Genomic DNA, 13,397 nt, shown 5'->3' on the forward strand with positions numbered 1-13,397 from the left:
TATCTAAAAATGTGGTTTATATGAATTTAGCAGTTAAATATCGCTTCATATTCAACAATTTTTCACATGTCGTTAAACATATAATTGTGTTCATTCTTCTTAAAATGATATCTCCTGCGTGGAAGAGGCAAAGGATCTCCTGTTGCAATCTCCCATTTCAGCAACTCCTGAAGCAGATTGGTCTTTGTTTGACTATATTTCTTTATTTCAAATAGATTTTTCAGTTCCAGAGGATCTCTTCTTAAATTGTAAAGCTGACCGTTACCTTCCATATCAAAAATAAGCTTCCAATCTCCTTTACGTACCATTTTAGTAAACCCGCTTTGAGTCCAGCTGTTCAGCTCATCAAAAAAATACTTGTTTTTTGTAATCGCTCCTTCAGTCAGGTAATCCGTGTCATCTTTTTTTGTATAGAACTGCCCCCCATATCCATGCTCCACATAAATACTTTCAAACTCCTTTTCAGGATAGGGTTTACCCTGTAACAGGGGCCACAAGCTCCTGCCCTGTGCTCCTGCGGGGATAGGCACATTAATAATCTCGCAAATTGTCGGAAAAATATCCACCATGGAGACGTGTGCATTGTGAGGTCTGCCCGAGGTTTTTATACCCGGGCCACTCCACTGCATAGGAATGCGGGAAGCTATTTCATCTAATCCGGCTCCTTTTTTCATGAGGCCATATTCACCCACATAGTCTCCATGATCGGAAATAAAAATAAATATCGTATTATCATACAAATCCTGGTTTTTCAGGTTGTCCGTAAAACGTCTTATCTGATCATCAATCATGCGCATCATTCCCAGATAAATTGAATGTAGTTCGTCCAGCTGCTGCGAATAACCCACGTGACCAAGCTCCATCATTTCGGCAAGTGTTTCATAACGTTCTCCCTTCATTCTGCGATCTTTTGCAGATGTTTGAAGTGACGGCAACTTATCTCTGAACATAGAAAAATAGGGTTCACAGGTCTGGTAAGGATTATGAGGTTCGGCAAACGACAACCAGAGCATGAAAGGCTGGCCTTTTACATGCTTAATCCATTCAGTGGCTTCATCCACCATACGGTAAACCGGTTGGCTCTCTATTCCACCCGGTGCAGGTTCGAAAGAGGCATACAGTTGTGTTTCCTTCAGGAATCTGTCAAATGCATCCCCTTTTTCAGTTCCCGAGCTGCCCACCTTTCCTCCGTGATTGTATTCAGACCAATAGTCAAGCCTGTCACTTCTCAGATAAGAGTGATTTTTGCCGACAAGTGCCGTAGCATAGCCCTTCTCTTCAAGAACATGAAACATATCTTTTTCAAAGTAGGCATCCACTTCGTTCTGATTGTTCCTCACATGGGTGGCTTTAGGAAACCTTCCCGTCAGTAAAGAGGTACGTGCCGGTACGCTTGCAGGACTGGATGTGTAAGCCTTATTAAACCATGTTCCGTTTGAAGCCAGTTCATCAACAAAAGGCATTGTATCAATCGGATATCCTTCTCTAGCGAGAAAATCGGCTCTTTGCTGATCGGTCATGATAAGCACAATATTGGGACTCTTTTCTTTTGCCTGGAGAGATGAGATTGCTATACAGGTACCTACACAATAGGGAAAAATAGTTCTGTGTTTCATTCTTTATTAATTTTTCAGTTCTGCTCCTGTGGAACAACAGCGCCTACGTCTTCACGCCATGCATCCAGCTTCTTTAAAAGCTGGTCTGTAATATCGGGATATTGAGTAACAAGATTGTCAGACTCCCCTATATCTTTTTTTAAATTATACAATTCAAGTGTGCGCGAATCATAAAATTGAATGAGTTTCCAATCACCTGAACGTATTGCAGCCGAAGACCGTCCACCCAGAAAATGGGGTTTATCGAGTGGATAATGCCAATATAATGCACGTTCTTGCACCCTGTTCGTTTTACCGGTCCAGAGAGACCAGAGCGAGACTCCGTCAGGTTTCTGGAAAAGTTCATTTTCATCTGCATTCAGCATTTCACAAAAGGTGGGAAGATAGTCGTAGGTGACCACACTCTCATCAATTACCTTACCTCTTGGGATTTCAGGAGGATAATAAACGATCTTGGCAATTCGCAGGCCGCCTTCGTATTGTGAGCTCTTTCCATCACGCAAGGGAGCGTTCGAAGTAACATTGGTTTCACCCCCATTATCACTGGTGAAGACAATCAGTGTATTGTTCAACAATCCCTTTTCTTTTAATTTCCTGATAATATTGCCTACACCCTCATCCACTTCACGCAATTGTGCTGCCAGATGCGGATTATTGCTGTTTGCCCGGTAATCGGCAGGCCATTTTTTATAGGGATCATTATCAGGGTTATCTTTTGATGGAGCACTTGTCCCTGCTCCCGGTTTACTTCTGAAATAGTCCACATCCTCCGGTTTACCTTGCAACTGGGTGTGCACCGCATAATGGCTCAGATATAAGAAAAAGGGCTCATTATCGTTCTGCCTGTCTATAAAACGTATTGCTTCTTCGTTCATTCGGTCTACAAGGAACTCTCTGTCTCCTTCAAGTAACTTTTCAATATCCTTATTAAAATGATATGGATGAAACCAGGTTCCATTGGCAATTCCTTCATTTTCCGACATGATCACTTCGTCAAAGCCATGCTTGTCGGGTGATGACTCGTATGGTGCGCCTGCCCGGCTATATCCTGTCTGGTGCCACTTTCCGATGATGGCTGTGTGATATCCCTGACTTTTGAACATTTCAGCCATAGTTGTATATTCTTCATTGAGATGCTTTGTATCATCGGGCCTCAAATAATCGATGATACCGGTACGTGGCGGATACAATCCTGTCATAAGCGCTGCACGCGTAGGAGAACTAACTGTTTGTGCTGCATAGGCATTCGTAAACCGTATACCATTTCTTGCAAGCTCATCAATATTGGGTGTTTCATTGAAGGTGTTCCCGTAACACCCCAATTCAGAATACCCCAGGTCATCTGCCAATATAAAAATAACATTCGGTTTTTTCTGATCAGTCTCACAGGATGTCATTAAAATGGAACCCATGCTGAATACAGTAAATGACATCATTAATTCTTTCGTCGAAACTTTCATAATTATATAGATATTTTATTTATGAATTTCGGAAGAAGGTACCACAAGATCTTCAGAGACAGCTTCCGGCCGACCAAACACAGGAAAACCATCAGATGTCCATACAAATTTCTGAATTCTTGGACTTCTTTTTCCACCACAACCATCTCCGGAATTATCATTGGCATGATAAAGCAACCAATCTTCCTTCCCATCGGGAGATTTAAAAAAACCATTATACCCTGGGGCATAAACCCCATTCTCTATGTTTTTTGTAAACACAGGGGTGTTATGCTTTGTCCATGCGTCGGGATTCAACGGATTGGCATTCTCTTTAAGGGTCAGCAGTCCAAGCTTGTATTCATCCGTCCAGCATCCGCTTGCAGAATAAACCAGAAAAATCTTTCCTTGTTTGTTCTTTAAAATTACGGGTCCTTCATTCACCAACCCATTTTTCTCCCATTCATATGTGGGTTCTGAAATCATGACCCGTTCTCCTTCCAATGACCATGGATTCACCATTTTTGCAATATACAACTGCTGCCTCCCTGTATTGGACTTGTGATCAAAGGTGCGCCATCCGGACCAGATAAAATACTTGTTTTCACCCATATCAAGTACCGTACCATCAATAGCCCAATGATCGGTTGCATCGGCAATTTTACCTTTCAGTACCCAGTTTTGATTCATTGGTGATGAAGATTTATTCTCCAACACAAACATACGCCGATTCTCATTCAGGCTATTTTCTTTTCCAGAATCAAATGTGGCAGCAAAATAGAGATACCACTTTCCATCAAGAAAATGCAGCTCAGGAGCCCATATTTGTTTGGAGTAGTCCTGATTCTCCACAGGTTGCCAAACTATGAGCGGATTGGATGAAGAGAGATCTTCCATCTTTTGTGTCGACCGCAGTTCAATATTTCTCCCATTTGTTTGTGTATAGTAATAAAATCCATCTTTTTGTAAAACCCACGGATCCGCACCTTTTGAGAGAATCGGATTATTAAATGTTTTTGCTTCTTCAGGCTGTTTTGCCTCTTCAGTGGCGGGTGTGTTTTGCACACAGGCAAGCAATGAAAGTGAGATCAAATAAAGAAATGTAGACATACTCTTCATTATAAAAAATCGCAATTGAATTTCGGTTTATTTTACTATTTGTGGCGTGGTTGTTGGCCCATAAACTACAAATTTATCAGATTTATCTTTGCCGTCACTTTCAAATCCGCACCTGTCGAGGCATGTTGTTCTTGGTTGCACTGATTCGCCACTTTTATGCGAATGATACACGATATACATTTGTCCCGATGCAGCTTTAAAAAAGGAATGATGCCCCGTGCCAAATATATTTTTCCCATCTCCTACCAGCACTGGATTCCCTTTATGCTTCTGGAATGGCCCCAAAGGAGATTTGGATAGAGCATAACCCACTGCATAATCTTTGCTCTGGTAATGGTTGGCCGAATAAAACAGATAATACATACCATTGTGTTTGAGCATAAAAGGTCCTTCCGCTACTCTGGCAACAGGTTCGCTTTTAGTTTTTTCCCAATCTTCGGTAACACCAAAACATTTCACAAGAGTCTCTTCCTTTATTCCTGAAAGATCATCCTTCATTTCGGCAGCCCATATCTCATTTCCTCCTGTAAAACGGACAAAAAAAAGATATTTCCTCCCATCTTCATCGATAAACAGGTGCGGATCTATTTCCGGCGTAGCGGGATGCAACGGTTTCTTCTCCTTCTGAATAAAAGGACCGAGAGGCGAATCACTTTCCGCGATGGCTATCCGGCTTTCAACTGTATAAAACATTACAAATTTACCATCGAGAAAATAAACCTCCGGAGCCCAGAAACCCTTATTCCCCCATACATTAGACGAGTCAAGCGCAAATCCACCGGTTGCGCCTACAGCCTTTGACCATTCCGCCAGATTATCTGACTGATAAACCCTTATACCTCTGTTTGCCCCTCCTGTACCATATAAATAGTAAGTATCGTTGTGAAACAATATATAAGGATCCGCACAATCGGGCACCAAACCTTTGGAATTATCAAAGTACAATTGCCGGGAATCATCCTTCATTGATACCTGGTTATTATACACAGCCGGTTCAGCGGAAACTCCATGATTACCACATCGAGCAGTCAGCAAAAATATGAATATGCAAGTCAAATATTTTATCAAATTATTCATATGATTATTTTATTGTTTTATTTCGGTATATGGAACCTTTGATGTTAAAAAAATCATTCCCTTCGAATTTTTAATGATCACTTTAATCATGTCGGTCTCATATGATTAAAATGTTTTTTCCAATGGTGTCATATGAAACTCGCTTCAGTCATGATCTCGTGTGATAATGATTTTGACAAAGTCGATTACTTCGTAATTCAGGCTCGTTTCATACAATTATTTTGTTTTCTTTTTATCTATGCAGAGAACTCGCTTTAATCGTGATTTTTGTGTGTAAATGGATCTCGGACACATATCATTGTTTATCTTTTTAATGTTTTACCTAAACAGTAAAACAAAATAGGATTCAAGGAAGAGCTATCCGATATGCACTCTTTCCGTAATGAAGATTTCCAAACATATCTTTAACTTTAATTTCAACAGAATGCTCCCCAATATCTAAGTCAGAAGGTAAAAGAGCTTTCCACAAATGACTACATTGCCTTGCTTCAACCGGGCGCCTTCCCGGAATTACTTTATTTGTAAAATCCCATTGATGTAGCAGATGCAAGTAACTGGGATCAAACTCGATGGTATAGCTCATTGGAATCCATTCATTTTTATCCACACGAAACATAACCTCGTCATTTTCATTACCCATAAAAAAATTAACGTATATATTTGAAAGTGACTTTTTTGCATGCCCCATAACTTTTGGATGGTAAATATTCATTTGATAATCCATATCATGCCCTGCGGCTTTATATGTAATATTGTATCGATTATTATCAATCCGGAGTAAAGCATAACCTTGAGGAGTTCCATCTGCCATAACTGAGAAGGGTATGCCCAAGCTATCTAACTCTCCCCGATACCAAGAGCCACACGTTGTACCAATATTAAAATGATGGTGGGGCTTGTCTTGAGTCCATCCATGCTCTTTATTCATTAACTTATTATTCTGAATATGAGAATGTGCTGATATGCTTAACGTATAAGGATAATCCTCTAGTAATGAAAAAAGTCGTTCTCTGTCCGCATCACGAAAGATATCCCGGTCAACATATCCCTCCCAGATAGGAATATGAAAGGATAAAACTATCAAATGATCTTCAGGTACATATTTTAAATCATTTTCAACAAAAGTGAACTGTTTTTCGGTGAAACCTCCCCAGTAGCCTTTGTTCGCAGGATTACGCGGATCAGGTCTGAGGATATTCTTGAGTATAATAAAATGTGCCTTCCCCATGTTAAACGAATAGGAAGAAGGACCAAAAACGCGTTCAAAAGATTCATCGGAAAGTGAATCTGCGCTCACATCAAAATTCATATCGTGATTGCCAATCACATTATACCATGGAATACCCACATTACGAATGATTTCGTTATATGGTTCAAACAAATCGGGATTATCTCCCGATAAATCTCCCATACTTATTCCAAACGAAAAGTTTGTAGCACTAGAAAGTTCCGAGACTATTCGTTGGTCAAAAAACTCCAGTTCTTCTTTACTATATGGCTGAGGATCACCGAATAATAAAACATCAAATTGGTTAACTCTAGGCACAGGGTATAATGCAAAGTCGACTGATTCAGGAATCATACCCGTAGGATCAACCCCTCTGTAATTTAATCCCGGCGATCCCAAAGGTTTATGAATATAGTAAAATAAGGGAAGATTCTGTTCATTAAATGGTGTAGAATAGCCTGCAGGTTTTATTACAAAGATTATATCATCTTGCGAAAGAGGTAATGTATATTCTCCATTCTCATCTGTAAGAACAACATCTGCTCCATTGGAGACAGGAACCTGAAAAATACCCGGTTCATCTTTGTCTCTCATTTGATTTCCATTCAGATCATTATATACAACCCCTTTTACGAAATCCTGAGAGGAAATAGATATTCCTGCGGAAAAGAATAAAAATAAAATTAACAGCGACTTCATATTTTTTATATTTATTGCTAATCCAATCAATCCTCGGTCACTTTCCACTCTTTGGGTGTAACAAAGCCTTCCTGTCCATAACCATAATCCGGCAATGGACGTGGGGGTTGAATGGTATCATATGCCTGCACAAAACTTTTAAGTCCCGCTGCTTTTTCCTTGTTTGCATCTATTACATTCGTTTGCTCAAAAGGGTCCGTATCAATTCTGAAAAGCATATCCGAGTCCATTTTCATTTTAGGATTATGCCCTTTTTCAATAAATTTCCACTCGTTAGATACCACGGCACCCAATCCCAGATATAAATTTCTCTCGATAGTCTTTTTCTCCCCCGTTAAAACAGGTAGCATGCTTATACCATCAAATTCTGCCGTGGACTGTTGCTTCAAAATATCCATAATGGTCGGCATTACATCCACGTAACCCATTGCCTGATCAATGGTTCTCTGTCCTGTCAGTTTTGCAGGCCAGCTCAAAAGAGCAGGTACCCGGACTCCACCTTCAAATTCTAGAAACTTTCTTCCTCTCAATTCCCCGCTAGACCCAACATCCGGACCATTGTCACTAAAGAACAGAAAAAGAGTGTTATCAAATTCACCTGTATCTTTCAGCGTTTGAATTATTTGTCCTATACCTCTGTCCAAAGCCGTAACCATGGCAGCGAAGGTCTGTTCCTGGTTGTTTCCCCGTCCTGTTTTGTCACCTTTTCCAAAGCGCGGTTTCGACGGATCAAAACCATATAGCAATAAATCCTCATCTTTGGCTTGTAAAGGTGCATGAGGCGCATTAAACGCCACGTACATAAAAAAGGGATTGTCTTCACTGGCATAATCCTTTATACACTCAACAGCATGTCCTGCGATCAGATCCGTACTGTATCCCTTGTCATAGGAAGACTCCCAGTCGTTATGCCAATCGAGCTCCCCTTCTCTTTCATGTGAAAAATAATCAATGGCACCATTCAGATGACCATAGAAATGCGTAAAACCTTTATTCAGCGGGTAATATTTTTTCCGGGAATGTCCAAGATGCCATTTACCAATGACTGTACGATGCTTATATCCGGCTCTTTCCAATTCCTGCGGTAAAAATATTTCGTTTGGTTCAATACCATAATCCCGCCAGGGAGGAATTACCACATGCCGCACTCCCATTCTGTTCGGATATCTGCCCGTTAGCGTCCCTGCCCGGGTAGGCGTTGAAACAGGAGCAACGTAAAATCTGTTTAATGTAATAGCTGCATCTGCCAACTTATCCAGATTGGGCGTCTTGATGGAGCTTCCATGAAATCCTACATCTCCCCAACCCAAATCATCAGCAAGAATAATTACAATGTTGGGATGCTTGATGCTATCTGTCGTCTTTCCCGAGCAACTCACTGTCACAGTTGTAAAAAGCGCCACAGATGCGGATATTTTCAATGAGCTATTCAAACATGTATTTAAAATCATAAGTTATATAAATTACTAAAGTTTGAAGTATGATATTTATTCTACTGTTTAGATTGCAGCTTCTGATTGTCGATCCTTCTCTTTTGCCAGATATGTTCCTCATTCTTTCTGCTGGCTCGTGCACGGACACCATACTCACGGGCATCCAAAGGAAATACCTGAATTCGATTTGCCCATACCATCCATTGATCAAACATTTTCTTTGTCAATTCAGGATATTGTGCCGAAAGGTCATTGGTTTCAGAACGATCGGCTTCGATATCATACAATTCCAATTTTCCAATAGAGGGGTCGTTGCCTTCTTTTGTCTTCGCGACCAATTTCCATTTCCCATCACGCATTCCTATATTTGCCTCATGTTCCCAATAAATAGGTTTCCTCCGGTTATCCAACAGCTGAAAAGTAGGTACCAGACTTTGTCCCTCCAACGGTTGTATCTTTTTATTCCTGTTTATCAATTTGGCATAATCAGCCTTACCCAATTCCACCGCCGTAGCCATCACGTCGACAAGATGAGCCGGTTTACGGTAAAATTTACCATTATACTTACTATCGATACCATTGGGCCAGTGTACCACAAAGGGGGTGGCTATTCCTCCTTCATGAATCCAGTGTTTAAACATTTGAAAAGGAGTATTGCTTGCGTTTGCCCAGGCCAGTCCGTAAGACTCAAAGGAAGCATCGGTACCCCCTATTTCTCCAGTCTTGTCGTCATGGGATATCATTTCGGCACAAGCCCCATTGTCAGATAAAAACATGATTACTGTATTTTCCAACTGATGGGTCCTTTCAAGCTCTGCAATGATTCTACCAATACCCTGATCCATTATATCAATTTGAGCAGCATACACCTCCATGCGGCGGGCTAATTCCGGCCTCAACCTTTTCGGTATGGTATACCAGGCAGCTGCGTCTTCATTGCGTTCTGTTAAAACCGTGTTTTCCGGAATGATTCCCAACTTTTTCATTCGCTCGTATCTCTCCTGTCGCAGTGCATCCCAACCTTTATCATATTTACCCTTATATTTGGCAATATCTTTCTCTAAAGCGTGTAGAGGCCAGTGCGGGGCAGTATAGGCAACATACAAAAAGAAAGGTCGGCCCTCTTTCTCCGTTTGATTTTCGCGGATAAAATTTACTGCCGAGTCACTGATTGCATTCGTATAATAGAAGGGTTGTTCGGGTTTAATAATTTTATTTCCTACAGTCAGACCATGCGTGGTAAAAAAGCTTCCTCCACCCGGTATGGTACCGAAAAAACGATCGAATCCGCGTTGCAATGGCCAGTTATGTTTATCAGCGCTCTGCGTTTCATCATAATCCCTCGTCAAATGCCACTTTCCACTCATATAGGTATTATATCCGGCTGTCTTCAATACTTCGGCGATTGTGAGGCTACGGTCATTCAACTCTCCCTGATATTGGGGAGTACCCAAGTTGGCCACGGTCATCCATCCCATTCCTGCCTGATGAGGGTAAAGACCTGTCATTAAAGACGCCCTTGTTGGACAACTCCTACCCGCGTTATAGAACTGGGTATACCTGATTCCATGATTGGCCAGACGGTCGATGTTCGGGGTTTCGATCTCTCCACCGTAACAACCGATATCGGAGTAACCCATATCGTCTGCCATAATGAGGATTATATTGGGTTTTTCACCCGATTGGGCCAGCATGGGTAATGTACAGATGCCGGAGAGGGTGATCGGTATGTATCTGCTGATTTTCATATTATTACACTGTTATATTTCAATTTCATTTGTTTATATTGGCGAATTCTCTAAAGGAATGGCTAAACCATCTCAAAGCTTCAAATTTAAGCCGCTCTGCCGTGTTTTTATATTGATCTGCAACATTATTTTGTTCCAGAGGATCGTCTTCCATGTTATACAATTCAACCTCCGATCCATCAATAAATACCAGTAGTTTCCATTCCTGCCAGCGGACAGCAACCTGCGGCATAGGACCATTCTCCTTGCCGGTGGCTGTTTGTTTTCTGCGTGAAAATTCCCAGAAAACCGGCTTATTTCTTTCTGAATTTTTATTTTTCAGAATCACATCGCTCCTATCCTCTCCATCTTGCGGAAAATCAGTAGAGATTCTTGATTTCGTAATGCTGCAGAGAGTCGGGAATATATCTACGGAAGCGAGCACTGAATTCTCATTTACCTGATTGGGAGTAATCACCGATGGCCAGCGAACAATGAATGGCATTCGTATTCCTCCTTCATACAAAGTTCCTTTCTTTCCCCTTAGACCTTTTGTCCGTTCTACGCCGTAGCTGGGATTTGGTCCGTTGTCGCTTGAAAATATGATCAAAGTATTGTTATCCACGCCCAATGATTTCAGTCCTTGCATCAAACGGCCTATTTGCTTGTCATACTCTTTCAGGACAAACCGGAATGATTCAACTTTCTCCCAATCGTTCTTATCCGTACTCAATTGTTGAGGGTTTGGAACAAAAGGGGTGTGTACATCATCGGGCCATAAATTTATATAACAAGGTTTATCTCTGTTCTTTTTGAGGAATTCGAGTGTTTTATCGACATAATATGCAGTTCTGTTCCATCGCTTTATGCTGTCCTGATCGCTCCATATCCAGTTGGATGCCGTGATCATTTTATCCGGATCGGGACTCTCCCAGGTAGATACGTACTCATCGAAACCGTAATTATAAATGGATGGGGCATTGTCCACATCGCGTCCACCTCCCATGTGCCATTTTCCAAAATGGGCAGTCCTGTATCCGTTGTCACGTAAAGTTCTTGCCAAAGATGGGGCACGATCCGATAAAAAATCATTTTGAATATTCTTTCGGTTTCCCTCTCTTGTCTGCAAAAAGGAACGTATTCCCCAACGAGTGGGATACATGCCCGTAGTGATGCCTACCCGTGAGGGGGAACTTATGGGCGCCGCAGTATAATATTGGGTAAATCTGATTCCTTCTTCGGCAAGCCTGTCTATATTTTCGGTTTTTACAAAATCTCCTCCGTAGCACGACAAATCTGCATATCCCATATCATCCGTATATATAATGATGATATTGGGCTTCTCCTGTGCCATCGATAAAAAAGTCCCTCCCAGCAAAAGCGACATTGTAACCGGGTAATGCTTCATGATTGAATTTCTTATTAAATTACTGACAATTATAATCTACGCTCCTAAAGGGGAGTCAGTGCATACGATTTAAAATAACCATACTGCAAATTAATAAAAAAGTATCAAAGATGAGTACCAAAAACATGTCAAAAAATAACACGAATTACTCAAAAGTCATTCCTTGATAAAATGAAAACTCATTTTCGTTTAACAGGTAGCGGCGTTTATTTTTTGACAGGCATCTGGGCATTCACACGCAATTTCCACGCTTCAAGATTTTTAATGAGTTTCTTTGTCAACGCTGGATGAATGGCCGACAAATTATTACTTTCACCGAGATCGTCTTTTAAATTGTAAAGTTCATATGTATTCGATTCAATAATATGAACCAGCTTCCAGTCACCCTGACGCACAGCGCTATAAGGGGTCGCACCTTCCGAATGATAGTGTGGATAATGCCAATATAACGACCTGGGTTTTAGCTTTTTCTTGTTATTCACCAGAATGGGTTTCAAACTCGCTCCGTCGAAAGATTTCGAGACAGATTTTTCGACTTTCACTCCTGCCAGTTCGGTCAAAGTAGGGAAAAGATCAATCGACATGATGGGAGTGTCATTTGTTGTACCGGAAAGTTGCTGTTTCAGATTTTTGATGATAAAGGGCACCCTGACCCCACCTTCATACATATTGCCCTTGCCTTTGCGTAAGGGACTGTTATTCGTGATTTTTCGGAGACCCTTTCCTATCAATCCGCCATTATCAGAAGTAAAAACAACGATTGTATTGTCGTAAAGGCCCAATTGTTTCAACTTATTTATTATCTTCCCCACAGCATCATCCACATGTTCCACCATTGCAGCGTATACAGGATTATTTTGTAATCTGGTACTGTCGGCCAGGGACTGATACCTGTTCACTTTTTCCTGTTTTGCCATAAGAGGCGTGTGCACATTATAAAACCAGAGATTCAGGAAAAAGGGTTTACTCTCATTTTCTGCAATAAAATTACAAGCTTCCTCAGCCAGCCGTTCTGTGAGATATTCACCCTCAGGACCGTCTTTTAAACGGGGATTTCCGTAAGGTGAAAAGTATCCGTTCGAACCTTTTGAGCTTTTAGCTTTATTCAGATTGGGTGATCCTTTTGCCCATCCGCCTACATTTATATCGAATCCCTGATTTTCTGGCCAGTATTTTTCATCCTCGCCCAGATGCCATTTCCCGACGTGCGCAGTTGCATAACCTGCATTTTTGAACACCTCCGCCATTGTTGTCTCTTCCAAAGGCAAAAACATCTTCCAGTCGGGGATCTGTAACTTTGCATCCGGAAACTTCCAACCTTCAATCCAGTCAGTCAAGTGCAGCCGTGCCGGATACTTGCCAGTCATGATACTTGCCCTGGTAGGCGACGAAACGGTGCAGGCTGCATAGCCATTGGTGAAGCGTATCCCGTCTTGTGCGAAGCGATCGATTTGAGGCGTTTGATAATAATCGCTACCATACACACCCAGGTCCTTCCATCCCATGTCATCAATTAAAATTAAAACTATGTTGGGATGAGATACTGTCTGAGCAGGCGAAGGGATTGCCAATGCTGAAAGCAGAGGCAGTGAAAACCGGTTTATTTTATTCATAATGTTTGCTTTTTTGTCAAAGATAGACGACTGACTGA

At 41.3% G+C, this 13,397-nt stretch carries 9 protein-coding genes; all 9 read right to left on the bottom strand.

The window, feature by feature from the left end:
* Positions 1 to 62: 62 nt before the first annotated feature.
* Complete coding sequence (locus AC1HCU_RS07265) at positions 63 to 1,616, bottom strand: sulfatase family protein (RefSeq protein WP_286860872.1); 1,554 nt, start codon at positions 1,614 to 1,616, stop codon at positions 63 to 65.
* 14 nt (positions 1,617 to 1,630) lie between these two features.
* Positions 1,631 to 3,076, bottom strand: coding sequence for a sulfatase (locus AC1HCU_RS07270; protein WP_480370887.1), 1,446 nt, complete (start codon positions 3,074 to 3,076; stop codon positions 1,631 to 1,633).
* 15 nt (positions 3,077 to 3,091) lie between these two features.
* Positions 3,092 to 4,165: a glycoside hydrolase family 43 protein gene (locus AC1HCU_RS07275; RefSeq protein ID WP_480370890.1), complete on the bottom strand. Its 1,074-nt coding sequence runs from the start codon at positions 4,163 to 4,165 to the stop codon at positions 3,092 to 3,094.
* A 36-nt stretch (positions 4,166 to 4,201) separates the two neighbouring features.
* Positions 4,202 to 5,140 (bottom strand): glycoside hydrolase family 43 protein, encoded by a 939-nt coding sequence (locus AC1HCU_RS07280; protein WP_480370892.1) that lies wholly within the window; start codon positions 5,138 to 5,140, stop codon positions 4,202 to 4,204.
* Positions 5,141 to 5,597: 457 nt separating this feature from the next.
* Positions 5,598 to 7,178 (bottom strand): calcineurin-like phosphoesterase C-terminal domain-containing protein, encoded by a 1,581-nt coding sequence (locus AC1HCU_RS07285; protein WP_480370895.1) that lies wholly within the window; start codon positions 7,176 to 7,178, stop codon positions 5,598 to 5,600.
* 26 nt (positions 7,179 to 7,204) lie between these two features.
* Complete coding sequence (locus AC1HCU_RS07290; RefSeq protein WP_480370898.1) at positions 7,205 to 8,629, bottom strand: arylsulfatase B; 1,425 nt, start codon at positions 8,627 to 8,629, stop codon at positions 7,205 to 7,207.
* A gap of 41 nt (positions 8,630 to 8,670) precedes the next feature.
* A complete protein-coding gene (locus tag AC1HCU_RS07295) occupies positions 8,671 to 10,359 on the bottom strand; it encodes an arylsulfatase (RefSeq protein ID WP_480370901.1) in 1,689 nt (562 codons plus the stop codon).
* Positions 10,360 to 10,384: 25 nt separating this feature from the next.
* Positions 10,385 to 11,746 carry a sulfatase family protein gene (locus AC1HCU_RS07300; protein ID WP_480370903.1) on the bottom strand — a complete coding sequence of 454 codons (1,362 nt, stop codon included), beginning with the start codon at positions 11,744 to 11,746 and terminating at the stop codon, positions 10,385 to 10,387.
* Between the two features lie 206 nt (positions 11,747 to 11,952).
* Positions 11,953 to 13,359: a sulfatase gene (locus AC1HCU_RS07305; RefSeq protein ID WP_480370906.1), complete on the bottom strand. Its 1,407-nt coding sequence runs from the start codon at positions 13,357 to 13,359 to the stop codon at positions 11,953 to 11,955.
* Between the last annotated feature and the right edge of the window lie 38 nt (positions 13,360 to 13,397).

Source organism: Proteiniphilum sp. LBM24028 (assembly GCF_056629195.1).

Bases quoted from the DNA above. Each gene is read 5' to 3' on its own strand.
- AC1HCU_RS07265 (WP_286860872.1), bottom strand. From the start codon at position 1,616: ATGAAACACAGAACTATTTTTCCCTATTGTGTAGGTACCTGTATAGCA.
- AC1HCU_RS07270 (WP_480370887.1), bottom strand. From the start codon at position 3,076: ATGAAAGTTTCGACGAAAGAATTAATGATGTCATTTACTGTATTCAGC.
- AC1HCU_RS07275 (WP_480370890.1), bottom strand. From the start codon at position 4,165: ATGTCTACATTTCTTTATTTGATCTCACTTTCATTGCTTGCCTGTGTG.
- AC1HCU_RS07280 (WP_480370892.1), bottom strand. From the start codon at position 5,140: ATGAAGGATGATTCCCGGCAATTGTACTTTGATAATTCCAAAGGTTTG.
- AC1HCU_RS07285 (WP_480370895.1), bottom strand. From the start codon at position 7,178: ATGAAGTCGCTGTTAATTTTATTTTTATTCTTTTCCGCAGGAATATCT.
- AC1HCU_RS07290 (WP_480370898.1), bottom strand. From the start codon at position 8,629: ATGATTTTAAATACATGTTTGAATAGCTCATTGAAAATATCCGCATCT.
- AC1HCU_RS07295 (WP_480370901.1), bottom strand. From the start codon at position 10,359: ATGAAAATCAGCAGATACATACCGATCACCCTCTCCGGCATCTGTACA.
- AC1HCU_RS07300 (WP_480370903.1), bottom strand. From the start codon at position 11,746: ATGAAGCATTACCCGGTTACAATGTCGCTTTTGCTGGGAGGGACTTTT.
- AC1HCU_RS07305 (WP_480370906.1), bottom strand. From the start codon at position 13,359: ATGAATAAAATAAACCGGTTTTCACTGCCTCTGCTTTCAGCATTGGCA.